The sequence below is a fragment of the Ramlibacter sp. bp-362 genome (genome assembly GCF_054956735.1).
The window spans coordinates 17,049-40,785 of sequence record NZ_JBUDXE010000004.1 but is presented as its reverse complement, the minus strand read 5'-3'; the positions used below and the strand labels follow the sequence as shown (position 1 = coordinate 40,785).

The 23,737-nt window shown below is 70.9% G+C and carries 23 protein-coding genes; 7 read left to right on the top strand and 16 right to left on the bottom strand.

What is annotated here, in order from left to right; genetic code table 11:
• Window position 1 precedes the first annotated feature (1 nt).
• From rfaE1 to ACY0MJ_RS06405, 3 genes are all read left to right on the top strand, one after another.
• The gene (gene rfaE1 / locus ACY0MJ_RS06415; protein WP_462637514.1) at window positions 2-931 is read left to right on the top strand and encodes a D-glycero-beta-D-manno-heptose-7-phosphate kinase; all 930 of its coding nucleotides are present in this window, start codon (window positions 2-4) and stop codon (window positions 929-931) included.
• Window positions 928-1,923 carry an ADP-glyceromanno-heptose 6-epimerase gene (gene rfaD, locus ACY0MJ_RS06410; RefSeq protein WP_462637513.1) on the top strand — a complete coding sequence of 332 codons (996 nt, stop codon included), beginning with the start codon at window positions 928-930 and terminating at the stop codon, window positions 1,921-1,923. Before rfaE1 ends, rfaD begins: the two co-directional genes overlap by 4 nt.
• 95 nt (window positions 1,924-2,018) lie before the next feature.
• Window positions 2,019-2,300 carry a ComEA family DNA-binding protein gene (locus ACY0MJ_RS06405; protein WP_462637512.1) on the top strand — a complete coding sequence of 94 codons (282 nt, stop codon included), beginning with the start codon at window positions 2,019-2,021 and terminating at the stop codon, window positions 2,298-2,300.
• Window positions 2,301-2,341: 41 nt separating this feature from the next.
• On the opposite strand, the gene ACY0MJ_RS06400 is transcribed toward ACY0MJ_RS06405, so the two are convergent.
• On the bottom strand, window positions 2,342-6,046 hold the full coding sequence (locus ACY0MJ_RS06400; protein WP_462637511.1) for a hydantoinase B/oxoprolinase family protein: 3,705 nt from the start codon (window positions 6,044-6,046) through the stop codon (window positions 2,342-2,344).
• A 39-nt stretch (window positions 6,047-6,085) separates the two neighbouring features.
• Here ACY0MJ_RS06400 and ACY0MJ_RS06395 point away from each other — a divergent pair, with 39 nt between their 5' ends.
• Both ACY0MJ_RS06395 and ACY0MJ_RS06390 read left to right on the top strand, forming a co-directional pair.
• The gene (locus ACY0MJ_RS06395) at window positions 6,086-6,595 is read left to right on the top strand and encodes a TRAP transporter small permease (RefSeq protein WP_462637510.1); all 510 of its coding nucleotides are present in this window, start codon (window positions 6,086-6,088) and stop codon (window positions 6,593-6,595) included.
• Window positions 6,588-7,883, top strand: a complete 1,296-nt coding sequence (locus ACY0MJ_RS06390) for a TRAP transporter large permease (protein ID WP_462637509.1) — start codon at window positions 6,588-6,590, stop codon at window positions 7,881-7,883. Before ACY0MJ_RS06395 ends, ACY0MJ_RS06390 begins: the two co-directional genes overlap by 8 nt.
• 100 nt (window positions 7,884-7,983) lie before the next feature.
• Here ACY0MJ_RS06390 and ACY0MJ_RS06385 read toward each other — a convergent pair whose 3' ends face one another.
• Window positions 7,984-8,853 carry an alpha/beta hydrolase gene (locus tag ACY0MJ_RS06385; RefSeq protein WP_462637508.1) on the bottom strand — a complete coding sequence of 290 codons (870 nt, stop codon included), beginning with the start codon at window positions 8,851-8,853 and terminating at the stop codon, window positions 7,984-7,986.
• 144 nt (window positions 8,854-8,997) lie between these two features.
• Here ACY0MJ_RS06385 and ACY0MJ_RS06380 point away from each other — a divergent pair, with 144 nt between their 5' ends.
• Window positions 8,998-9,966 carry a TRAP transporter substrate-binding protein gene (locus tag ACY0MJ_RS06380; RefSeq protein ID WP_462637507.1) on the top strand — a complete coding sequence of 323 codons (969 nt, stop codon included), beginning with the start codon at window positions 8,998-9,000 and terminating at the stop codon, window positions 9,964-9,966.
• Between the two features lie 3 nt (window positions 9,967-9,969).
• On the opposite strand, the gene ACY0MJ_RS06375 is transcribed toward ACY0MJ_RS06380, so the two are convergent.
• The gene (locus ACY0MJ_RS06375; protein ID WP_462637506.1) at window positions 9,970-10,860 is read right to left on the bottom strand and encodes a LysR family transcriptional regulator; all 891 of its coding nucleotides are present in this window, start codon (window positions 10,858-10,860) and stop codon (window positions 9,970-9,972) included.
• 129 nt (window positions 10,861-10,989) lie between these two features.
• Here ACY0MJ_RS06375 and ACY0MJ_RS06370 point away from each other — a divergent pair, with 129 nt between their 5' ends.
• Window positions 10,990-11,379, top strand: a complete 390-nt coding sequence (locus tag ACY0MJ_RS06370) for a cupin domain-containing protein (RefSeq protein ID WP_462637505.1) — start codon at window positions 10,990-10,992, stop codon at window positions 11,377-11,379.
• 92 nt (window positions 11,380-11,471) lie between these two features.
• Here the strand turns inward: ACY0MJ_RS06370 and ACY0MJ_RS06365 are convergent, their stop codons facing one another.
• The 13 genes from ACY0MJ_RS06365 to ACY0MJ_RS06305 form a co-directional block, all read right to left on the bottom strand.
• Window positions 11,472-11,714: a type II toxin-antitoxin system HicA family toxin gene (locus ACY0MJ_RS06365; protein ID WP_462637504.1), complete on the bottom strand. Its 243-nt coding sequence runs from the start codon at window positions 11,712-11,714 to the stop codon at window positions 11,472-11,474.
• Window positions 11,711-11,917: a hypothetical protein gene (locus ACY0MJ_RS06360; protein WP_462637503.1), complete on the bottom strand. Its 207-nt coding sequence runs from the start codon at window positions 11,915-11,917 to the stop codon at window positions 11,711-11,713. The genes ACY0MJ_RS06365 and ACY0MJ_RS06360 overlap by 4 nt, the downstream gene beginning before the upstream one ends.
• An 87-nt stretch (window positions 11,918-12,004) precedes the next feature.
• Window positions 12,005-13,087, bottom strand: a complete 1,083-nt coding sequence (locus ACY0MJ_RS06355) for an XdhC family protein (RefSeq protein WP_462637502.1) — start codon at window positions 13,085-13,087, stop codon at window positions 12,005-12,007.
• A 17-nt stretch (window positions 13,088-13,104) separates the two neighbouring features.
• Window positions 13,105-15,201, bottom strand: coding sequence for a TonB-dependent receptor family protein (locus ACY0MJ_RS06350; RefSeq protein WP_462637501.1), 2,097 nt, complete (start codon window positions 15,199-15,201; stop codon window positions 13,105-13,107).
• A 28-nt stretch (window positions 15,202-15,229) separates the two neighbouring features.
• Complete coding sequence (locus tag ACY0MJ_RS06345; protein ID WP_462637500.1) at window positions 15,230-16,033, bottom strand: ABC transporter permease; 804 nt, start codon at window positions 16,031-16,033, stop codon at window positions 15,230-15,232.
• A complete protein-coding gene (locus ACY0MJ_RS06340; RefSeq protein ID WP_462637499.1) occupies window positions 16,030-17,226 on the bottom strand; it encodes a type 1 periplasmic-binding domain-containing protein in 1,197 nt (398 codons plus the stop codon). Before ACY0MJ_RS06340 ends, ACY0MJ_RS06345 begins: the two co-directional genes overlap by 4 nt.
• Entirely contained in the window at window positions 17,219-18,145 is a 927-nt protein-coding gene (locus tag ACY0MJ_RS06335) for a PQQ-dependent catabolism-associated beta-propeller protein (protein WP_462637798.1), read from the bottom strand. The genes ACY0MJ_RS06340 and ACY0MJ_RS06335 overlap by 8 nt, the downstream gene beginning before the upstream one ends.
• A 130-nt stretch (window positions 18,146-18,275) precedes the next feature.
• The gene (locus tag ACY0MJ_RS06330; protein ID WP_462637498.1) at window positions 18,276-19,031 is read right to left on the bottom strand and encodes an ABC transporter ATP-binding protein; all 756 of its coding nucleotides are present in this window, start codon (window positions 19,029-19,031) and stop codon (window positions 18,276-18,278) included.
• A complete protein-coding gene (locus ACY0MJ_RS06325) occupies window positions 19,028-20,011 on the bottom strand; it encodes a tripartite tricarboxylate transporter substrate binding protein (RefSeq protein ID WP_462637497.1) in 984 nt (327 codons plus the stop codon). The genes ACY0MJ_RS06330 and ACY0MJ_RS06325 overlap by 4 nt, the downstream gene beginning before the upstream one ends.
• Before the next feature lie 18 nt (window positions 20,012-20,029).
• On the bottom strand, window positions 20,030-20,692 hold the full coding sequence (locus ACY0MJ_RS06320) for a CoxG family protein (protein WP_462637496.1): 663 nt from the start codon (window positions 20,690-20,692) through the stop codon (window positions 20,030-20,032).
• 17 nt (window positions 20,693-20,709) lie between these two features.
• The gene (locus ACY0MJ_RS06315; RefSeq protein WP_462637495.1) at window positions 20,710-21,891 is read right to left on the bottom strand and encodes a vWA domain-containing protein; all 1,182 of its coding nucleotides are present in this window, start codon (window positions 21,889-21,891) and stop codon (window positions 20,710-20,712) included.
• A gap of 11 nt (window positions 21,892-21,902) precedes the next feature.
• Entirely contained in the window at window positions 21,903-22,802 is a 900-nt protein-coding gene (locus ACY0MJ_RS06310; protein ID WP_462637494.1) for an AAA family ATPase, read from the bottom strand.
• A 133-nt stretch (window positions 22,803-22,935) separates the two neighbouring features.
• Window positions 22,936-23,727, bottom strand: coding sequence for an FAD binding domain-containing protein (locus tag ACY0MJ_RS06305; protein ID WP_462637493.1), 792 nt, complete (start codon window positions 23,725-23,727; stop codon window positions 22,936-22,938).
• Between the last annotated feature and the right edge of the window lie 10 nt (window positions 23,728-23,737).

Here is a 23,737-nt window from a genome sequence, read left to right as displayed (position 1 = left end):
CATGAATCCAAGCAAGCAAAGACTCGCCAAGGCGCGCGTGCTGGTGGTCGGCGACGCGATGCTGGACCGCTACTGGCACGGCGCCGTCGACCGCATCTCGCCGGAAGCGCCGGTGCCCGTCGTGAAGGTCGCGCGCGAGGAAGAGCGCATCGGCGCCGCCGCCAACGTGGCCTACAACGTCAGCACGCTGGGCGCGCAGGCGAGCTTCCTGGGCGTGGTCGGCGACGACGAGCCCGGGCACCGGCTCGAGGCGCTGCTGCAGTCCACGGGCATCCGGGCCCACCTGAAGCGCGACCCCGGCCTGCGCACCACCGTCAAGCTGCGCGTGATCGGCCGGCAGCAGCAGCTGCTGCGCATGGACTTCGAGAACGAGCCGGACCACGAGGTGCTGGCCCTGCAGAACGCGAGCTTCGTGCAGCTGCTGGGCCAGCAGGACGCGATCCTGTTTTCCGACTACGGCAAGGGCGGCCTCGCGCACATCCCGGCGATGATCGAATCGGCGCGCGCGGCGGGCAAGCCGGTGCTGATCGACCCCAAGGGTTCGGACTACCGCCGCTACCGCGGCGCCACGGTGATCACGCCCAACCGCGCCGAGCTGCAGGAAGTGGTGGGCCGCTGGCAGGACGAGGACGACCTGGGCCGGCGCGCGCAGGAGCTGCGCAAGTCGCTGGACCTGCAGGCGCTGCTGGTGACGCGCAGCGAGGAAGGCATGACGCTGTTCGACGACGCCGGCCACCTGCACGTGACGGCGCAGGCGCGCGAGGTGTTCGACGTCACCGGCGCCGGAGACACCGTGATCGCCACGATGGCGGCCATGGTCGCGGCGGGCCTGTCGCTGCGCGACGCGCTGCCCATCGCCAACCGGGCCGGCGGCATCGTGGTGGGCAAGTTCGGCACCGCCACCGTTTCCTACGAGGAGCTGTTCGCATGACGCGCGTCGTGGTCACCGGCGCTGCCGGCTTCATCGGCAGCAATATCGTGAAGGCGCTGAACGCGCGCGGCATCGACGACATCGTCGCCGTCGACGACCTGCGCCAGGGCGACAAGTTCCGCAACCTGGCGGACCTGCGGATCGCCGACTACGTCGACGCCGGCGCCTTCTACGAGCGCTTCGCCGAGGGCGTGTACGGCAAGGTCGAGGCCGTGTTCCACGAGGGCGCGTGCAGCGACACGATGGAGCAGGACGGCCGCTACATGATGGACAACAACTACGGCGTGTCCTGCGCGCTGTTCGCCGCCTGCCAGCAGCGCGGCACGCGGCTGCTGTACGCGTCGTCGGCGGCGGTGTACGGCGGCTCGGCGACCTTCCGGGAGACGCCGGAGTTCGAGCTGCCGCTGAACGTCTACGGCTACAGCAAGCTGCTGTTCGACCAGCGCATGCGGCGCGAGCTGGGCCCGGATTTCAGGAAGGCGAAGCGCCAGGTGGTGGGCTTCCGCTACTTCAACGTCTACGGCCCGCGCGAGCAGCACAAGGGCCGCATGGCGAGCGTGGCCTTCCACCAGTTCAAGCAGTTCCGGGCGGACGGCAAGGTGAAGCTGTTCGGCGAGTACGGCGGCTACGGCCCGGGCGAGCAGGTGCGCGACTTCGTGTTCGTGGACGACGTGGTGGCGGTGAACCTCTGGTTCTTCGACCACCCGGAGAAGTCCGGCATCTTCAACCTCGGGACCGGACGGGCGCAGCCCTTCAACGACGTGGCGTTGGGGGTGATCAATGCGCTGCATCCGGGCGGCGTGCAGGACGCGGCGACGGCGGCGGACCTGGGGCTGCTGGAGTACATCCCCTTCCCGGACGCGCTGCGCGGCAAGTACCAGTGCTACACGCAGGCGGATTTGACCGCGCTGCGGGCGACGGGGTGCGAGCACCAGTTCGCCGACGTCGCGACGGGAGTGGCGTCGTACATGCAGGCGCTCGGCAAGACCTGACTCCCTCTCCCCCTTTGGGGGAGAGGGAGCGTCACTTGCGGTCAACGTCGCGGCCGCGTCCTCCGTTGAATGCATCGACTCATCGCGGAGGCCCCATGCTCAAGCCACTCCTCGCCGCCCTCGCCCTCCTCCACGCCGCGGCCGCCTTCGCCGCCGTCGACGTCAACAAGGCGAGCGCCATGGATCTCGACGGCATCAAGGGCATCGGCCCGGCGATGTCCACGCGCATCCTCGATGCGCGCAAGCAGGGCGACTTCAGGAACTGGGACGACCTGCTCGCCCGCGTGAAAGGCATCGGCCAGGCCAACGCCGCGAAGTTCTCCGCGGGCGGCCTCACCGTGAACGGCGAGCCGTTCGGCACTCCCGCGAAGAAATAGCACTTCGTCACCCCCGCGAAGGCGGGGGCCCAGGGCTCCCCCTAGCCGCCGAACCCCCCGCCCCCTGGCGTGTGGATCTCGAACACGTCGCCGGGCTGCATCTCCGCCGAGCCGATGTGCTCCAGCGGCTCGACGCTGCCGTCCGCCCGCACCACCCGGTTGATGCCCACCTGCCCCGGCTGCCCGCCTGCCATGCCGAACGAAGGAACCTTGCGCCCGTTCGAGAGGATGCTCGCCGTCATGGGCTCGAGGAAGCGCACGCGCCGCACACCCCCGCATCCGCCCTGCCAGCGGCCCGCGCCGCCGGAGCCGGCGCGGATCTCGTAGCTTTCCAGCCGAACCGGGAAGCGGAACTCCAGAACCTCGGGGTCCGTCAGGCGCGAGTTGGTCATGTGCGTCTGCACGACGCTGGTGCCCTCGAAGCCGCCGCACAGCTTGCCCTGCTCGTCGTACAGGCCGCCGGCGCCGCTGCCGCCCGAGATCGTCTCGTAGTACTGGTAGCGGGCGTTGCCGAAAGTGAAGTTGTTCATCGTGCACTGGCTCGCGGCCATGACGCCGAGCGCGCCGTACAGCGCGTTGGTGATGCAGCTGGAGGTCTCCACGTTGCCCGCAACCACCGAGGCCGGCGGGTTGGGGTTGAGCATGCAGCCCTCGGGCACGATCACCTCCAGCGGCTTCAGGCAGCCGGCGTTGAGCGGGATCTCGTCGCTCACCAGCGTGCGGAAGACGTAGAGCACGGCCGCCATGCAGACAGCCCGCGGCGCGTTGAAGTTGTTGACCTGCTGCGGCGAGGTGCCCGTGAAGTCGATCACGGCGCTGCGCGCGGCCGCATCGACGCGGATCGCCACCTTGATCTGCGCGCCGTTGTCCAGCGGCAGCGTGAATTCGCCGTCCTTGAGGCGCGTGATCACGCGTCGCACGGACTCCTCGGCGTTGTCCTGCACGTGGCGCATGTAGGCCTGCACGACGTCCAGCCCGAACTGGTCGACCATGCGCCGCAGCTCCTGCACGCCCTTCTCGTTGGCGGCGATCTGCGCCTTCAGGTCGCCGAGGTTCTGCTCGGGGTTGCGGCTGGGGTACTTGCCGCTGCGCAGCAGGGCGAGCATCTCCTGCTCGCGCAGGTGGCCGCCGTCCACCAGCTTGAAGTTGTCGATCTCCACGCCCTCTTCCTCGATGCGCGTGGAGAAGGGCGGCATGGAGCCCGGGGTGGTGCCGCCGATGTCGGCGTGGTGGCCGCGGGAGCCGACGTAGAAGAGGGGTTGGTCGGAGCCGCCCTCACCCCCGCCCTCTCCCGCAAGCGGGAGAGGGAGCGATGCAGGACTCCCTCTCCCGCTGGCGGGAGAGGGTTGGGGTGGGGGCCGCCGCAGGTACACGGGCGTGATCACCGTCACGTCCGGCAAATGCGTCCCGCCGTGGTACGGATCGTTCAGCACGTACACGTCGCCCGGCTTCATGGTGGCGCGGTTCTCGCGGATGACGGTCTTGATGCTCTCGCCCATGCTGCCCAGGTGCACCGGCATGTGCGGGGCGTTGGCGATCAGGTTGCCTTCGGCGTCGAAGAGCGCGCAGGAGAAGTCCAGCCGCTCCTTGATGTTCACCGAGTAGGCGGTGTTCTGCAGCTGCAGGCCCATCTGCTCGGCGATGTTCATGAACAGGTTGTTGAACACCTCCAGCAGCACCGGGTCCACCTGCGTGCCGGCCGCGAAGGTCTGGGCGCGGGGCACGGTGCGGTCCAGGACGATGTGGTCCAGCGCCGTGATGCGGGCGCGCCAGCCGGGCTCCACGACGGTCGTCGCGTTCTGTTCCGCCACGATCGCCGGGCCCGCGATGACGTCGCCCGGGCGCAGGTCCTCGCGCACGCACAGCGCCGCCTCGTGCCACCGGCCGCCCGAGTACATGCGCACGGTCTCGCGCCGCGGCACTTCGCGCGGCGCGTGCTCCTCGTGCCGCGGCTCAGCGGGCGCGTCGCCGGCGACGATCGCCTCGACCGACACGGCCTCCACGATCATCGGCTTGGCCGGCATCAGGAAGGAGAAGCGCTGGCGATAGGCCGACTCGAAGCCGGCGACGATCTCGTCCAGCGTCCCGAAGGGCACCACCAGCGCCGAATCCGTGCCCTGGTAGCGCACGTGCACGCGCCGGCGCACCTGCACCGCGCCGCCGCTCACCTGCTGGCGTTCCAGTTCGGCCTGCGCCGCCGCCGCCAGCGCATCCAGCGTCTCGGCCACCTGCGGCAGCTGCCCGGGCGCGAGCAGCACTTCCACGGCCTGTTCGCGGATCACGTTCTGGTCCGCCAGCCCCATGCCATAGGCCGACAGCACGCCCGCCAGCGGATGGATGAAAACCCGCGACATGCCCAGCGCATCCGCCACCAGGCAGGCATGCTGGCCACCGGCGCCGCCGAAGCACTGCAGCGTGTAGCGCGTGACGTCGTAGCCCCGCGCCACCGAGATCTTCTTGATCGCATTGGCCATCTGCTGCACCGCGATGGCGATGAAGCCCTCGGCCACGTCCTCGGCGCTGCGGCCGGTCTGGCGCGCCAGTTCGCCGAAGGGGCCCGCGACCGCCTCGACGCTCAGCGGCTCGTCGGCCTTCGGCCCGAACACCTTGGGGAAGTACTTCGGCTGGATCTTGCCGACCATCACGTTCGCGTCGGTCACGGCGAGCGGGCCGCCGCGCCGGTAGCTGGCCGGCCCCGGGTTGGCTCCGGCGCTGCGGGGTCCCACGCGGAAGCGGGCGCCGTCGAACTCGAGGATCGAGCCGCCGCCGGCGGCCACCGTATGGATGCTCATCATGGGCGCGCGCATGCGCACGCCCGCCACCTGCGTCTCGAACTCGCGTTCGAACTCGCCGGCGAAATGCGAGACGTCGGTCGACGTGCCGCCCATGTCGAAGCCGATCACCTTGCCGTGACCCGCCAACGCCGCGGTGCGCGCCATGCCGACGATGCCGCCGGCCGGCCCCGACAGGATCGCGTCCTTGCCCTGGAAGGCGTGCGCGTCGGTCAGGCCGCCGGACGATTGCATGAAGAACAGCTTCACGCCCGGCATCTCCGCCGCCACCTGCTCCACGTAGCGGCGCAGGATAGGCGAGAGGTAGGCGTCGACCACCGTGGTGTCGCCGCGGCTCACCAGCTTCATCATCGGGCTGGTCTCGTGCGAGGTGCTGACCTGCGTGAACCCCGCATCGAGCGCGAGCCGCTTCGCGGCCTGCTCGTGCGCCGTGTAGCGGTAGCCATGCAGGAACACGATGGCGACGCTGCCCAGGCCGCGCTCCCGCGCGGCGCGCAAGGCCTCGCGCAGGTGCGGCTCGTCCAGCGCCTCGATCACGTCGCCGTGCGCGCCGACGCGCTCCCGCGCCTCCACCACCTCGCTGTACAAGAGCTCCGGCAGCACGATGTGCCGGTCGAACAGGCGGGGCCGGTTCTGGTAGGCGATGCGCAGCGCGTCGCGGAAACCGCGCGTGGTGACCAGCAGGGTCGGCTCGCCCTTGCGTTCCAGCAGGGCGTTGGTGGCGACGGTCGTTCCCATCTTCACGCACTCGACGACGTCCGGCGTGATGGCCTGCCCCGCGGGAAGGCCCAGCAGGTGGCGGATGCCCGCGACGGCGGCGTCAGGGTACTGCTCGGGGTTGTCCGAGAGCAGCTTGTGCGTGACGAGCGTCCCGTCGGGGCGCCGTCCCACGACGTCCGTGAAGGTGCCGCCGCGGTCGATCCAGAACTGCCATTTGCGGGTGGGGGAAGCCATGGGGTGATTATGGAAGAACAGCCCCTACACTCGTCGCCCATGCGAAGACTGCTGAACTTCCTCTACGACGGCTCCGCCTGGCTGGCGGCGCTGGCCATGATCGTCGTGCTGGTGATGGTGCTGCTGTCCATCGTCAGCCGGCAGCTGGGCTTCCACGTCCCCGGCACCGACTCCTATGCCGGCTACGCCATGGCGGCAGCGGGTTTCCTGGCCCTGGCGCACACGCTCAAGCGCAACGAGCACATCCGCGTCACCCTGGTGCTGCAGCACCTGAAGGGCCGCGCCCGGCACGGGCTGGAGATGTGGGCGCTCAGCGCCGGCGTGCTGCTCGCGGCGCTCTTCGCCTGGTACTCGGTGCGCCTCGCCTGGGTCTCGCGCGCCCTCAACGACATCTCCACGGGCAACGACGCCACGCCGCTGTGGATCCCGCAGCTGACGATGGCGCTCGGCGCGGTGGTGCTGCTGATCGCGCTGGTCGACGAATGGGTGCTGGAATTCCGCGGCCAGCGCCAGGCCGTCGCGAGCGAAGAGGCCTTGCACAATGAATGACGTCCTCGTCACCACGCTGCTGATCGTCTCGCTGTTCCTGCTCCTGGGCAGCAGCGTCTGGATCGGCCTCACGCTGTCGGGCGTCGCCTGGATCGGCATGCAACTGTTCTCGTCGCGGCCCGCCGGCGACGCGATGGCCGTCACCGTCTGGAGCGCGGCCTCGAGCTGGACGCTCACCGCCCTGCCCCTGTTCATCTGGATGGGCGAGATCCTGTTCCGCACGCGCCTGAGCGAAAGCATGTTCCGCGGGCTCGCGCCCTGGGTTTCGCGCCTGCCGGGGCGGCTGCTGCACACCAACGTGATCGGCTGCACCATCTTCGCGGCCGTCTCGGGCTCGTCGGCGGCGACCTGCGCGACGATCGGCAAGATGACGCTGCCCGAGCTGGGCAAGCGCGGCTACCCGGAGGACATCACCATCGGCTCGCTGGCCGGGGCCGGCACGCTGGGCCTGCTGATCCCGCCCTCCATCATCATGATCGTGTACGGCGTGATGGCCGACGTGTCCATCGCGCGCCTGTTCGTCGCGGGCATCCTTCCCGGCGTCGTGCTGGCGGGCCTGTTCTCTGGCTACCTGGGCGTGTGGTCGGCGCTGAACCGCCATCGCGTGCCGCCGCCGGACCAGGCCATGCGCTTCGGCGAGAAGCTGCACGAGTCGCGCCACCTGATCCCGGTGGTGCTGCTGATCGCGGCGGTGCTGGGCTCGATCTACACCGGCATCGCGACGGCGACGGAAGCGGCGGCCGTCGGCGTGGTCGGCTCGCTGCTGCTGTCGGCGGCGCAGCGCTCGCTCACCTGGGCGACCTTCCGCGAGTCGCTGCTGGGCGCCACGCGCCTCTATTGCATGATCGCGCTGATCCTGGCGGGCGCGTCCTTCCTGACGCTGTCCATGGGCTACATCGGCCTGCCGCGGCACCTGGCGGAGTTCGTCGGATCGATGGGGCTGTCGCCCTTCGGGCTGATGGTGGCGCTGGCCGTCTTCTACATCGTCCTCGGCTGCTTCCTCGACGGCATCTCGATGGTGGTGCTCACCATGGGCGTGATCCTGCCGACGGTGCAGGCCGCCGGCTTCGACCTGATCTGGTTCGGCGTCTTCATCGTGGTCGTCGTCGAGATGGCGCAGATCACGCCGCCGGTGGGCTTCAACCTGTTCGTGCTGCAGGGCATGACGGGCAAGCAGATCACGTGGATCGCCAAGGTGACGGCGCCGTTCTTCCTGCTGATGTGCGGGATGGTGCTGCTGTTGTGGTTCGTTCCGCAGATGGCGACGTGGTTGCCGTCGCATATGTGAGCTGGGGTTCGCCTTCGGCTCACCACCAGCCTACGAATGCACCGTACGAGCGACGAATGTACGCCCGTAGGCTGGCGGTGAGCCGCCAGGCGAACCCCAGCTAAACCTCCACCCCGACATCCAGCTCCTGCACCCACGCCGCCACCTCGCGCGCGACGAGCTCCGTCCCGCCCGCGATGTCGCCGTGCAAGGCCAGCAGGTGGTCCATCCCCTCCACGATCTCCAGCCGCGCGTCCGGCCGTGACGCGTGCAGCAGGCGCGCCTCGTCCACGTTCACCTGCGCGTCGGCCGTGCCCTGCAGCAGCAGCACCGGCCGGTCCAGTTCCGCCAGCACCCGCGCCGGGTCGTGGCGGAACCAGGAGATGAGGTAGGGTTGCACGGTCGGGCGGAACAGCAGCACCAGCGCACCGGGGACCTCCTCCACGCGCTCGCCGCGCTCCAGCGCATTCAGCGCGCCCAGCGCCGGCTCGGCCAGGTCGGCGGGCAGGTTGGCCTGGATCTGCCGCCGCATCAGCGCCGACGCCCGGCTGCCGGCGCCGGCGACGGACACCACGCCCTGCGCATTCGCTTCCCCGGCAGCGAGGGCGGCGATCAGGGCGCCTTCGCTGTGGCCCACGAGGCTCACGCGCGCGATGCGGTCGTCGCCCTGCAGCCGCTGCGCCCAGGCGACCGCATCCTCCACCAGGTGCTCGAAGCGCAGCGCCTCCTCGCTCAGGCCGGGGAAGGTGCTGCCGCCGATGCCGCGCTTGTCGTAGCGCAGGCTGGCGATGCCGCGCGCCGCCAGCGCCTGCGCGAGGCGCTTGAGGTTGTCGATGGGCGCGGGCAGCAGGGGGGTGTTGCCGTCGCGGTCCGTCGGGCCGGAACCTGCCACCAGCAGCACGCCCGGCCAAGGTCCGCGGCCGGGGGGCAACAGCAGGCTTCCGGCCAGCCGGCCCCAGTCGGTGGGCAGTTCGAGCTCCAGTTCAGGCATCGGCCCACTGTAGCAGCGCGCATCGGCGGGCCGCGTCGGACGGCGCTGCGTGCGCGCATGCGCGACTCGGGAAAGACCGCATCTGCCGGACGGGAAGAGCACGTAAGCTCCGGGCCTCAGAACCTCATCCTCCCGGAGTTCCCGATGAAACTCGCACTCGCCCTTCCGCTGGCCGCGCTCGCCTTCGCCGGCCAGGCCTTCGCCCAGACCAAGTGGGACCTCCCCGCCGCCTACCCCGCGAGCAACTTCCACAGCGAGAACCTCGTCCAGTTCGCCAACGACGTGGACAAGGCCAGCGGCGGCAAGCTCAAGATCACCGTGCACCCGAACGCCTCGCTGTTCAAGGCGCCCGACATCAAGCGCGCGGTGCAGGGCAACCAGGCCCAGATCGGCGAGATCCTGCTGGTGAACTTCCAGAACGAGTGGCCCATCTTCGGCGCCGACGGCATCCCCTTCCTGGCCGACAGCTACGACGAGGCCGCCAAGCTCTGGCGCGCGCAGAAGCCGCTGATCGACAAGAAGCTGGCCGAGCAGGGGATGATGGTCCTCTACGCCGTGGCGTGGCCGCCGCAGGGCATCTACACGAACCGCACGCTCAACTCGGCCGCCGACATGAAGGGCCTCAAGTGGCGTGCCTACAGCCCGGCCACGGCCCGCATCGCCGAACTGGTCGGCGCCCAGCCGGTGACGGTGCAGGCGGCGGAGCTGTCGCAGGCCATGGCGACGGGCGTGGTCGATTCGTACATGTCCTCCGGCTCGACCGGCTACGACACCAAGACCTACGAGCACATCAAGAAGTGGTACGACACGCAGGCCTGGCTGCCCAAGAACGCGGTGATCGTCAACAAGTCCGCCTTCGACGCGCTCGACAAGCCCACGCAGTCCGCGCTGCTGAAGGCGGCCGCGGACGCCGAGGCGCGTGGCTGGGCCATGAGCAAGAAGACCAACACCGAGGTGCTGGAGAAGCTCAAGGCCAACGGCATGCAGATCATCACGCCCTCGGCGCAGCTGAAGGCCGACATGAAGAAGGTCGGCGACACGATGCTGAAGGAATGGCTGGAGAAGGCGGGGCCGGAGGGCAAGCAGCTGGTGGATGCCTACCGGAAGATGTAAGGCCTACTTGCGCCTGAGCGCCTCCAGCTCCTCGAGCAGCAGGCGCACGCGCAGCGGCACCAGCCGCGCGCCCGGATAGACGATCGAGACCGGCGCCCGCTCCGGACGGGCGCCGGGCAACACCTCCACCAGTTCGCCCCGCGCCAGTTCCTGCTCCACGAAGGAGTCCGGCAACTGCGCCAGCCCGAGGCCCAGCCGGGCCGCCTCCACCAGCGCTTCCCCGTCGTTGATGCGCACCCGCGAAGTCGGGTGCAGTTCCACCGCCTGCCCGCGCTGCCGGAACTGCCAGGGCCGGTCGCGCCCCGTGCTGGGCATGCGGAACAGCAGCGCGTCGTGGCCCGCGAGCTGGTCGAGCCGCTTCGGCGTTCCCCGCGCCTCGAGATACGCGGGGCTCGCCACCAGCACCATGCCTTGCGTGCCGAAGCGGCGCGCCACCAGGCTGGAATCCCGGAGCGCGCCGACGCGCACGGCGACGTCGATGCCCTCCTTCACCAGGTCCACGTAGCCATCCTGCAATCGCAGGTCCAGCGCCAGCGCCGGATGGCGCTGCGTCATGCGCGCGAGCAGCGGCAGCAGCAGGCGCCGGCCGATCACGATGGGAACGTCGATGCGCAGCGTGCCGCTGGCGGCTTCGCGCACGCCGGACGCGTCGGCGTGGAGCTCCTCGATTTCGGCGAGCAGGCGCTGGCAGCGGCCGAACAGGCGCTCGCCGTCGGGCGTCAGGCTGACCTGGCGCGTGGTGCGGTGGAACAGCTTGACGCCCAGCGCCTGTTCCAGCCGCGCGACTGCCTTCGCCAGGGTGGAGGGGGCGCTGCCGGTCTCGCGCGCGGCGGCGGCGAAGCTGCCGTGCTTGGCGGTCTCGGTGAAGGCGGCGAGCTGCTGCAGCGACTGCATCGGCGGATTGAGGAAGGAATGCCGTCAATGTTACGGCACCCGCGCATCTTGCGCCTCACGCGGACCGCACGGAAACTGGCCTCACGCCGGCGCCGCGCGTACCCGCCATCCCCATCCAGGAGTCCCGACATGACCGTTTCCGCCTTCGTCCTCGAGCAGCCCCGCCCGGAACCGACGCCCATCCCGGGCGTCGCGCACGCCACCTGGGCCGGCAGCCGCGAAGGGCTGCGCTCCCTCAGCCTGTGGCGCCAGTCGCTCGCGCCCGGCGGCGCCACGCCGCCGCACTCGCACAACTGCGAGGAGATCGTGCTGTGCCTCGCCGGCCGCGGCGAGGTGCACATCGACGGGCGCGTGCACGCCTTCGGGCCGCAGCAGACCCTCCTGCTGCCGGCGGGCGTGCCCCACCAGATCTTCAACGTCGGCACCGAACCGCTGGAAACCACCGCCGTCTTCGCCGCCACGCCGGTTCAGGTGACGCTGCCGGACGGGACCGCGCTGGAAGTGCCCTGGCGGAGTTGAACGTGACACCCCCTCTCCCGCTTGCCGGAGAGGGTTGGGGTGAGGGTCACCCCCGCGGCGCGATCAGGAAGGCGCCGCACCGGGCGCATTTCTCACCCGAACAGCTCGCGAAGCAATTCTTCGCGCGACAGCTCCCGCGCGGCCGCCACCTCAGCGAGGATGGCGGCCAAGGTCCCGATCCTCAGCGGATCGTGCAAGGGAATCGTCACGTGGTGTTCCGAAGGCGCTTCGCAGGTCAGCCTGACATGGCTGCCGGTCTGCCGGGTCGGGTGATATCCAAGCTTGGCAAGTGCCCGAATGAGCTGAGCGCCCGTCAGGTCACGCGGCAGTTTCATGCCGTCAGCAGTTCGTCCCGGATGAAATGCAGCCGGATCACTGTCGGCCCGGTTCCTTCATCGAAATGGCATCGGACGGAGTCCACCACGGCAGTCCTCAGAGCTTCGACCGAGTCCCCCTCGGTGAAGATCGCTTGCCCGAGCGCGCGCGCGGTGTAGCCCCCTTCAGGGGCCTCCTCCACCACGAATACGATTTCCTTCATGCAGCGCTCCAGGGGATGACTCGAGGTCTGTTGTCGCAAGTATGCCTCGGAACGGAATGGAGGGCGAGTGCCCCTCGATGGCAAGGATCAGCCGCGCTTGCGCGAAGCGCCGTCCGGCACCGCGCACACAATCCCGCCCGGATCGTTCGCCTGCACCGCGCGCAGGTTCTTCGCCTGCGCCACTTCCATGTCGCGCGGCAGCGTGACGCCGTTCTTCACGGCGAGGATCTCCGCCATGATGCTCACGGCGATCTCCGGCGGCGTCTTGCTGCCGATGAACACGCCGATCGGCCCGCGCAGCCGCTGCAGGTCCGCCGCCGTGAGGCCGAAGTGTTCGACCATGCGCTGGTGCCGCGCCTCGTTGTTGCGGCGGCTGCCGATCGCGCCGACGTAGAAGGCCTCGGTCTTCAGCGCCTCCAGCAGCGCCAGGTCGTCGAGCTTGGGGTCGTGCGTGAGCGCGACGACGCAGGTGCGGCGGTCCGGCCGCAACGCCGTCACCACGTCGTCGGGCATGTCGCTCACCACCTTGGCGCCGGGCACGCTCCAGGCACCGCGGTATTCCTCGCGCGGGTCGCACACCGTCACGGCGAAGCCGCTGAACAGCGCCATGGTCGCCAGGTACTCGGTGAGCTGGCCCGCGCCGATCAGCAGCATGCGGTACTCGGGCCCGAAGGTGTTGACCAGCACGGACGCGTCCAGCGCCAGTTCTTCCGGCGCCTGCGCCTCCTCCAGCGTGACGACGCCGTCCGCCAGGCGCACGGTGCGGCGCATCAGGCGGCCCGCCTCCAGCGCCTCGACGAGGCGCGCCAGCGCGTCGGCATCCGGGTCGTACTCCAGCAGCAGTTCCAGCGTGCCGCCGCAGGGCAGGCCGAAGCGGTGCGCCTCGTCGGCCGTCACGCCGTACTTCACGAAGGACGGCGGCCCGGACGGGATCTGGTGCCCCGGCTCCTGGCCGGAGTAGGCCTGCGTGTGGCGGTAGATCAGGTCGTCCTCGATGCAGCCGCCGGAGACCGAGCCGACCACCGCACCGTCCTCGGCCAGCGCCATGATGGAGCCGACCGGCCGCGGCGACGAGCCCCAGGTGCGCACGACCGTCGCGAGCAGCGCCCGCTTGCCGGCCCGGCGCCAGTCGCGCAGGGTGCGCAAGACCACCACGTCCAGGTTTTCCATGGCCTCTCCTTGCCCGATCAGAACGCGTAGGCCGCGTTCACGCCGACCAGCCAGGTGCGCCCCGGCGCCGGTTCGAAATAGCGCTGGTTGCCTTCGTTGACGATCACCGAGCCCACGTAGTTCCGGTCGGCGAGGTTGTCCAGCCGCAGGAACTCCCGGAAGGTCCAGCCCTGCCGATTCTGCGCCAGGCTCAATCGCAGGTTGAACAGTGTGGCTTTGGCCGTGAAGTCGCTGTTGCGGTCGTCCACGGCGATGCGGCCGATGTGCCGCATCTCCACCGCGGTCTCCAGGCCCCAGGGGCGGTGGCGCCAGGCGACCTCGGCATAGGCGGTCAGGCGCGGGATACCGGGGATGCGGTTGCCGGCGGCGACGTCGCCGCTGGGTGTGCTGAACGGCGTCCGGTACGTCGCGTCGAGCCAGGTCAGCGCAGCGTAGGTGGACCAGTCCCGCGCCCAGCGGCCCGCCAGCGCCGCCTCGAAGCCGCGGCGCAGGGTGCTGCCGGCATTGCGGAACGTGCTACGCCCGCCGCTGTTGGTGTCCACGACGATCTCGTCCGTCGTACGCGCCTGGAACAGGGCGGCATTCACCCGCCAGTCCGGCAGCGGCTCGGCCTTCACGCCGATCTCGTATTGCCGGCTCTTCGCCGGCTGCAGGTCGAAATTCAGGCCCGGCACGCCGCCGGGGCGATAGGAAACTTCATTGAAGGTCGGCGTCTCGAAGCCCTTGCCCGCAGCCGCATAGAGGTTCAGCGCATCGCTCGCGTGCCAGACGATCCCCAGCACCGGCGTCGTCGCCTCGTAGCGCGCCGAGCCGCTGTCGTCGCCGTTGCCCGGCGCGATGAAGCGGTCCTCGGAGCGGAAGCGCACGACCGAATGGCGCAGCCCGGCCGTGAGGCTCAGGCGCTCGCTGGTCCACGTGCCCTGCGCATACTGGTCGAAGCTGCGCACCCGGTTGTCCTCGTCGCGGCGCAGCGCGCCCTTGACGCCCAGCGTGGGCCCCACGAAGTTCTGGAAGCCGCGCCGGTGCTCCTTCAGTTCGTCGGCCATCACGCCCGCGGTCAAGGTGAGCGGTCCGCCGAAAGCGCGCGTGCGGGCGATCCATTGCGCGTCCAGGCCCTGGTAGTCGCGGTCCAGGTCGATCACGCCGCCCGGCTGCGTGGGCGAGGCCTGCACGAAGGTCGGAATGGACTGGAACTGCTCCGTGCCCCGCTGCCCGCGCCAGGTCGTGAGCTTCAACCCGTGCACCTCGTTCAGCTGGTGCTCGAGGATCACGCCCAGCTGCTGCTGGTCGACGGACTTGCGCGTGTTGAACGTCAGCGCCACGGGCGTCGCCCGGTGCGGATCCGCCTCGAGCTCCGCCCGCGTGAGCCCCAGCGGATCCTGCACCTCGGGCATGTCCACCGCGTTCGCCACCAGCGTGAGCTTCGTGTCGGCGGTGGCCTTGAACCGGAGCTTGCCGTTGAAGCCCGTGCGGCTGGCCGCGCTGTGTTCGCGGAAGCCGTCGGTCTCGAAGTGCGTCGCGCCGACGTTCCAGTTCCAGGCGCCCTGCTCGCCCGCGAAGCGCGCGTTCTGCCGCCGCACGCCGTCCGCGCCGAACGCGGCGCCCGCCTCGGCCTGCACGCCCGGCTCGCCGTCGGCGGTGAAGATGCTGATGACGCCGCCCGACGAGTTGCCGTAGAGCGCCGAGAACGGCCCCCGGAGCACCTCGACCCGCCCGCCCGTGGCCAGGTCGAAGTGCGAGACCTGGCCTTGGCCGTCGGGAGCGGTGGCGGGGATGCCGTCCGAATAGAGGCGGATGCCGCGCACGCCGAAGGTGGAGCGGGCGCCGAAGCCGCGCACGGAGATCTGCAGGTCCTGCGCGTAGTTCTGGCGGTTGAGCGCCACCACGCCGGGAACGCGCACCAGCGGCTCCGACATGTTCACCAGCAGCTGCGCGTCGTGCAGCTGCTCGCCCGAGACGACGTCCACCGACGCGGGCGTGTCGAAGGCGTCCTGCGCCACGCCGGGCGTGGGCGTCACGACCACGGGGCGCAGCGTGCGTTCCGCTTCGGGGGCCGTCTGCGCCACGGCCTGCAGGGCCGCGAGCGCCGCGGCGGCCAGCACTTGCTGTTTCATGCTCCCCTCCTCCGGCTCGGCCCCAAGCCTACTCCCTTCCGCGCCGCGGCGCGCCCCGCTGCGGGTCGTAGCCCCACAAGGCCAGCGCGAAGAAGGCGACGGTGCAGCCCGCGACCACCGCCAGGCTGGAAGCGAGCCACTGCCCGTACAGGACGAAGCGGATCGCCTCCACCGCATGCGTGAACGGGTTGAAGCGCGCCAGCCCGTGGACGACCCAGGCGCCCGACTCCTGCAGCTTCCACAGCGGATACAGCGCCGTGCTGAGGAAGAACATGGGGAAGATCACGAAGTTCATCGTGCCCGCGAAGTTCTCCAGCTGCTTCACGTAGACCGACAGCACCAGGCCCAGCGCCCCCAGCATCAGCGCCGCGAGCAGGAAGACCGGCAGCGCCGCCGGCAGCCACCGCAGTTGCAGGTCGATGCCGAAGGCCCACGCCGCCACGAGGAAGGCGAGCATCTGCGCGAGCGACAGCACGGCGCCGCCCAGCAGCTTGCAGGCCAGGATCCACCAGCGTGGGAGAGGCGCGGTGAGCAGCAGGCGCATCACGCCCATCTCGCGGTCGTACACCATCGCCAGCGAGCTCTGCATGCCGTTGAACAGCGCGATCATCCCCAGCAGCCCCGGCACCAGGTACACGCGGTATTCGATGTAGGTGTCATAAGGCGGCGTGATCGCGACCCCGAACACGTTCTGGAAGCCGGCGGCGAACACCAGCAGCCACAGCAGCGGCCGCACCAGCGCGGACAGCAGCCGCCCCGGCTGGCGCGCGAAGCTGTGGAGCTCGCGGCCCGCCACGGCCTTGAGCGCCCGCGCCGCGTGCGCCGCCCTCATCGGGCCTTGCACCCGCTCTCGGGTGCGTCGTAGCCCAGGGTGTCGAGCGTGCTGCGCGGATGCAGGAAGCCTTCCAGCGGCGCGATGTCCGCGACGCCGTTGCCGAAGGCGAGCAGCAGCGGCTGGCGCAGCTGGCCGTCCCAGCCGCGGAAGCTGAGGCGCTGGCCCTTGTAGCCGTCCAGGCCCACGGCGCCCTGCCGCAGCGCCTGCAATTGCTGCGCGACGGTCGCCTTGTTGAAGGCGCCCGCCACTTCCGCCGCGGCGCGCGCGGCCACCCAGGTCGCCCAGTCGTAGCTGCCCATGGGCCGCCCGGCGCGCCGCTCGAAGCGGCGCGACAGCTGCGGCGCGCCGTTGCGCTCGTAGTACGGGCTCCAGGCCTGCGCCACCAGGCCGTTGCTGCCCAGGACCGGGCGGGGCGCGACGGTGCGATAGGGCACGTCGCGCGCGAACTCGCCCTGCGCATCGAGCACCACGACCGCGTCGTAGTCGCGCTCGGACGTGAGCAGGCGCACGTTGCCCTGCTCGCGCTCGCGCGGGTCGTTGGACAGCTTGAAGGCGCGTTCGGCCACCGGCTTCAGGCCGAAGCGCTTCGCGCTGCGCCGGAAGGCGGCCAGCAGCGGCGCGTCGGCCGGCGTCGTCCCGTACAGCAGCAGCGGGCGGTTCCACTTGCGCGCCACCAGCAGCTGCGCGATGGCGTCCATCTGCATCGCCTGGCTGGGGAGCGTGTGCAGCAGGTGGGGCGCGCACTCGGCGGCGCGCAGCACGTCTTCCGGGGCCGCGGCGTTGAACAGGATCGCGTCCTTGCCGCGCGCCGCGTCCGCGACGGCGGCCACGCTGTCCGCCGGCAGTTCCAGCACGATGTGGTGCACGCCCTGCTGCAGCAGCTGCTGCAAGGCCGCCGGCAGCGCCGCCGCGTCGGCCGCTTCCACCGCCTGCAGGTGCGTGGACGTCCAGCCGGACATCTGCAGCCGGAAGGCGCTGTCGTTCAGGGCGATCTGCGCGGCCGGCAGCGAGCGTCCGGACGGCCCGTCGGGGAAGCCCTTCAGCAGGGTCTGCGGGTCGTAGCGCGGGTCGTCGGCCTGGGTGAGCAGGCCCAGCACGAAGGATCGGTCCTGGGCGCGCACGGGCGCGGCCGCGGCGGCGCCGGCGAGCAGCAGGGCGCGGCGGGTGAGGGGCAGGCGGCGCTCAGTCATCGACCACCACGGAATGCGGCACGCGGCCGACGCGGATCGTGCGGGTGGCCTTCATGCGGCCGGTGTCGACGATCGTGAGGTCGTCCGACAGGCCGTTGGCGACGTACAGGCGCTGGCCGTCGCGCGACAGGCCCAGGCCCCAGGCGCGCCGCCCGACCAGCACGTAGCCCTTCACCTCGCGCGTGGGCACGTCCACCACGGCCACGTGGTTGGCGCGCCCCAGGCCCACGTAGGCGGTCTTGCCGTCGGGCGAGAGGACCATGCCCACGGGCGTCACGTTCTCGGGCCGCATGCCGGGCGGCAGGAAGCGCACCGTGCCCTGCACCGTGTGGTCGCTGGTGCGGATGATGCTCACGCTGCCATCGAGCTCGTTGCTCACCCACAGCTCGCCGCCCGCGAGCAGGAAGCGCCGTGGGCGCTTGCCGACGGGGATGTTCTTCACCAGCTTGCGCGTTCCGGTGTCGATCACGTGCACCAGGCTCTCCACCTCCGAGGTCACGTAGACGAGGCGGCCATCGGCGCTGACCTTCACGCCTTCGGGCTCGCCGCCCACCTTCACCTCGTAGGCCTTCTTGCGGGAGGCGAGGTCGTAGGCGGTGAGCGCGGAATCCTCCTCGTTGGAGACGTAGAGCATGCGGCCGTCCGGGCTCAGGTCGAACATCTCCGGATCCTCGCCCACGTCCAGGCGCGCCGCGACCTTGTTGCCCGCGATGTCCCACACGAGCACGCGATGGTCGTCGCTGCAGGCGACGTAGAGCTGCCGGCGATCGGGCGACAGCTGCATGTGGCGCGGGCGCTTGCAGAGAGGCGGCGAGGCGACCACTTCGGCCTTGGCGACGTCGATGACGGCCATGGCGTTGTCCTTTTCGGACGAGACGAAGATCCTGTTGGTGTCCTTCGCTCCGGCGGGGGAGTGCAGTGCAAAGAGAGGAACGCAGAGGACGCAAAGGTTGCGCAGAGAACGCAGAAAAGAATTCAAAAGGGTTTCCTCTGCGTTCTCTGCGTGACCTCTGCGCCCTCTGCGTTCTCGCTCCATGCGCACCCGAACATCAAGCCTCATGTCGCTCTCCTCCGGTCAATCGCAGGAACGCCTCCTGCAGCGTGCCCTGCCCCTGCTGTTCGCACAAGCCCTGCGCCGGACCGTCCCAGCGCACGCGGCCCTTGTGCAGGATGATCACGCGTTGGGCGCGTTCGGCTTCGTCCACGAGGTGCGTCGCCCACAGCACGCCCAAGCCGCGCTCGGCGCGCGTGCGCAGTACTTCGTCCAGCAGCTGCGCCCGCGAGGCCGGATCCAGCCCCACCGTGGCCTCGTCCATCAGCAGCAGGCGCGGCTCGTGCAAAAGCGCGCGCAGCAGTTCGACCTTGCGGCGGTTGCCGCCGGAGAGCTGGCGTCCCGGCTGGCGGGCCGCCTCGGCGAGGCCGAAGCGTTCCAGCAGCGCGTCGATGCGCGGACGCGAGACGGACCCGGGCAGGCCGTGCAGGTCCGCATGGAAGCGCAGGCTGGCGCGCACCGAGAGGTTCAGGTCCAGCGCCGGCTGCTGGAACACGACACCCAGCCGCGCCAGCGCCCGCACCGGCTCGCGCCGCATGTCGGCGCCCAGCACCTCCACGCTGCCGCTGTCGGCGACGAACAGGCCCGTGAGCAACTGGAACAGCGTGGTCTTGCCGGCGCCGTTGGGCCCCAGCAGGGCGACCATCTCGCCCGGGAAGACGGTGAGCGACACGGCGTCCAGCGCCTGCGTGCGGCCATAGCGCTTGCCCACCTCGCGGCAGGCCAGCACCGGTGCGCCGTCCGCCCCGCTCATTCCCCGCGCACCGTCGCCAGGCCCAGGCGCGCCAGCAGCGCGCGCTCGTGCGCGCTCACCTCGCGCACCGAACGCGCGTAGTCGGCCGTGTCCAGGTATTCCGGCTCCTGGTCGTACTTCGCCAGTTCGTGCACGTGGACCGGGTCGAACAGCGCGGCGCGGAAGGCGTCGTGCAGCTTGCGCACGATCGCGGCGTCGGTGCGGGCCGGCGCGCCGATGCCGTAGGGCGAGGTGTAGACCGCGTCGGCGTAGCCCAGCTCGCGCATGGTGGGCACCTGCGGCCAGCGCTGGCTGCGCTGCGCGTCGAAGGTGGCCAGCAGGCGCAGCTTGCCGGTCTCCACGTAGGGCGCGAAGCCGGTGGAGTTGACGCCCACCATCAACGTACCCGTGGCCACGGCGATCATCTGGTCGGCCGTGCCCTTGTAGGGCACGTGGATGTAGCCCACGCCCTCGCGCGACAGCACGTCCTCCATGGCGAGGTGCGCGGTGCTGCCGATGCCGGTGGAGCCCACCGTCAGCCGGGCCGGATGCGCGCGGCCCCAGGCCACCACGTCGGCGAAGCTGCGGAAGGGGCTGTCGGCCGGCACGACGATGCCGAAGGTGACGCCCGAGATCTGGATCACCGGCGCGATGTCGCGCAGCGGATCCCAGGCCACCTTGCGCTGCAGCGGCGCGCGGTAGACGGTGATCGGCACCTGGCCGATCACGTAGCCGTCCGGCGCGGCGGCGCGCAGCGCCGGGGCGACCAGCGTGCCGGCCGCGCCCGGCCGGTTCTCCACGATCACGGCCTGGCCCAGCCGGCGGCCGGCCAGGTCGGCGAGGATGCGCATCGTGATGTCGGTCTGCCCGCCGGCCGGCCAGGGAACGATCAGCGTGACCGGCCGCGAGGGATAGCTCGCCGGCTGCGCCAGCGCGAAGGCGGGCAAGGCGACCGCGCCGGCCGCGGCGCCCAGCAGGGCGCGGCGGCTGCAACGGAGCATGCGCGGTGCGGCCATCGTTCAGCGGATCAGGAGCAGCAGCGCGACGACGACCACCACGCCGAACACGATCCACATCCAGGTGGGCAGGCGGCCCTGCGGTGCGCCGGCCACCGCGACGCCGGGAATGCGGTCCATGCCGGCCGCGCCCGTGCCGGCGCCGGCGGCCGCGGCCATTGCGGCGGCATCCGCGGCGCGGGACACGTCGGAAGTCCCGGCCGCCTCCTCGCGCGGATAGCGCCGCTGCATCTCCTCGTCGAAGCGGCGGAAGAAATCCTCGGCCATCGACTTCGCCACGCCGTCCACGAGCCTCTGCCCGACCTGCGCGATCTTGCCGCCCACCTGCGCCTGCGCGGTGTAGTCCAGCTGGCAGCCGAGGCCTTCGGCCAGCGGCGACAAGCGCACCTTCGCGGAGCCCTTGCCGAAACCGGCGGCGCCGCCCTGCCCGTCGAATTGCATCGTGTAGCTTTCCGGGGGCACCACGTCCTGCAGCTGGATGCGGCCGTTGAAGCGCGCCGACACCGGGCCGACGCGCACGCTCATGCCCAGCGCGTACTGGTTCTCGCCGGTGGCCTCGACCTTCTCGCAGCCGGGGATGCAGGCCTTCAGCACCTCGGGGTCGTTCAATGCATCCCAGGCCTGCTGCTGCGTCACCGCCAACTGGCGGCTGCCTTGCATGTCCATGGTGTTCCTTTCTCGTTCTAGCGGTCGAGCAGGGCCGCGAGGCTGGCGGCCAGGTCCTGCAGCTTCGCGATGTTGTGCACCGCGAGCATCGCATGCGCGTGGCGGTGCAGCACGGCCGCGCCGCGCGCCAGGGGAGCATAGCCCTCATAGCGCAGCAGCGGGTTGAGCCACAGGAGCCGGCGACAGCGATGCGTCAGCCAGTCGAGCTCGCGCGCCAGGTCCTCCGGCTCGCCGGTGTCCAGGCCGTCGCTGATGATGAGCACGAGGCTGCGCCGTCCCACCAGCCGGCGCGCATGCCGCTGCCGCAGCGTCGCCAGCGACGCGCCCAGGCGCGTGCCGCCCGCGTAGTCGTCGATGGCGGCGCTGGCCGCGGCCAGCATGGCGTCGGTGTCACCGATCCGGAAGGCGGGCGTGAGGTCCGTCAGGTGCGTGCCGAAGGCGAACACGTCGCGCCGCCGGTGCTCGCGCGTGGCCGCGTGCAGGAAGGCGAGCAGCAGGCGCGCGTAGCGCTCCATCGACCCGGAGATGTCGACCAGCACCAGCAGCGGCAGCGGTTCGCGCCGGCGCTGCATGCGGCGCAGCACCAGCAGCTCGCCGCCGGTGTGCGCGGCGTGGCGCAGCGAGCGCGCCCAGTGCAGGCGCGGGCCCTGCATGCCGGGGCGCATGCGGCGCATCTGCAGCTGCGGCACCGGCAGTGCGATGTCGCGCGCGAGGCGCTCGACCAGGTGGAACTCGCTGGCGGTGAGCGCGTTGAAGTCGGCGTGCTTCAGGCGCGCCAGCTCGCTGGCCGTCATGGCGGCGTCGAACTCGATTTCCTTGTCCGGCTTGCGCTGCGCGTCGCCGAAGCGCTTCTGCGGCGCCAGCGCCTCGCTCACCCGCGGCCGGCGCTTGCCGGGCTCGCGCTGGCCCTGCGCGGTGGGCAGCATCTGCGCCAGCAGCTTGTGCGCGAGCTCCGGGTCGCGGAAGTAGGCCTCGAACAGCTCGCGGAACACGGCGCGCTCGGGCTCGCGGCTGACCAGCACAGCCTCCATCGCGGCGCCCAGGTCGTCCTTGCTGTGCACGCCGACCAGTCGCGCGGCTTCCTGCGCCAGCGCGATGCGGGCGCTGTCCACGCGCAGGCCGGCACGGCGCAACGCGCGGCCGAAGCCGGCGATGTTGTCGGCCAGCTTGCCGCTGCGGGCGTCCCCCAAGGTAGCCATGGCGGGGCCCTTCAGGCCGCCTCGGCCTCGGGCTTGAGCAGGTCGGCGGCCATGTCGTGCGTGAGGGCGTTCACGTCCTCGCGCTGCTTGAACAGGATGCCCGCGGTGTCGGTGACGACCTCGGGGTCCAGCGCCAGCGTGTCCAGCGCCACCAGCGCCTTGGCCCATTCCACGCTTTCGGCGATGCCGGGCGCGCGCTGGAAGGCGTTGGCGAAGGGTTGGCTGCGCAGCCGGCCGACGAACTCCGCGACCTGCTTCGACAGGGCGTCGCCGGCCTCCGGCACGCGGGCGCGGACGATGGCCAGTTCGCGCTCGCGCTCCGGGTAGTCCAGCCAGTGGTACAGGCAGCGGCGCTTCACCGCGTCGTTCAGCTCGCGGGTGCGGTTGCTGGTGAGGATGGTGACCGGCGTCGCCTGCGCGCGGATGGTGCCGATCTCGGGGATGCTCACCTGGTACTCGCCGAGGTATTCCAGCAGGAAGGCCTCGAAGGGTTCGTCGGCCCGGTCGACCTCGTCGATCAGCAGCACGGCGCCGGGCTCGGGCGCCTGCAGCGCCTGCAGCAGCGGGCGGCGGATCAGGTAGCGGTCCTGGTAGACCTCGCGCTCGATCTGGTCGGCGCTCTCCTTGCCTTCGGCGGCGCGCATGTGCAGCAGCTGCGCCGCGTAGTTCCATTCGTAGAGCGCTTCGCGCAGCTCCAGCCCGTCGTAGCACTGCAGCCGCAGCAGCGCGCGCTGCAGGGCGACGGCGAGCGCCTTCGCCAGCTCCGTCTTGCCGACGCCCGGCTCGCCTTCGAGCAGCAGCGGCCGCTGCAGCTTGAGGGCCAGGAACACCGCCGTGGCGAGCCGGCGCTCGGCGAAGTAGCCGGCGGACTGGAGGGCGGCCTGGAGGGCGTCGATGGAGGGGAAGGTCATGTCGGTATTGTCCCCCTCAAGCCAACTCCCTCTCCCGCTTGCGGGAGAGGGCGGGGGTGAGGGTCGGGGCGCGCCTGCCCCTCACCCCAACCCTCTCCCCGCAGGGGAGAGGGAGCAGGAGGGAGGGAGGAAGTCAGGAGGCCTTCGCCACCGCCCGCTGCGTCAGCACCGACACCAGGTTGGCCCGGTACTCCGCGCTCCCGTGCAGGTCGCTGGACAGCTCGCCCGGATCGATCTTCACCGTGGCCGCCGCCTCCGGCGTGAAGCTCTTGGTGAGCGCCTGCTCCAGCCCCTGGTGCCGGAACACGCCGTTGCCGCCGCCCGTGACCGCCACGCGCACGCCGCCGTCGGTCTGCGCGACGCACACGCCGATCAGCGCGAAGCGCGAGGCCGGCTGCTTGAACTTCACGTAGGCCGCGCGCTTCGGGATCGGGATGCTCACCGCCGTGATCAGCTCGCCCTCTTCCAGCGCCGTGGCGAACAGGCCCTGGAAGAAGTCGTCCGCCGCGATCTTGCGCCTGGTGGTCTGGATCGTGCCGTTCATGGCCAGCACGCCCGCCGGATAGCAGGCCGCCGGGTCGTTGTTCGCGAGCGAGCCGCCGATGGTGCCCAGCGCGCGCACCTGCCGGTCGCCGATGCCGCCGGCCAGTTCCGCCAGCGCGGGGATCGCGGACTTCACGTCCGCGCTGGCCGCCACGTCGGCATGGCGCGTCATGGCGCCGATCACGAGCGCGTTGCCCTCGCGGCGGATGCCCGCCAGCTCGGCGATCGCGCCCAGGTCGACCAGCGTCTCGGGATTGGCGAGCCGCAGCTTCATCGACGCCAGCAGCGTCTGGCCGCCGGCCAGCACGCGGGCGCCGCCGGCCTGCGCCGCGCGCTGCGCGTCGGCCAGGGAGGAAGGACGTTCGAAGGTGAATGCATACATGGTTCGTCTC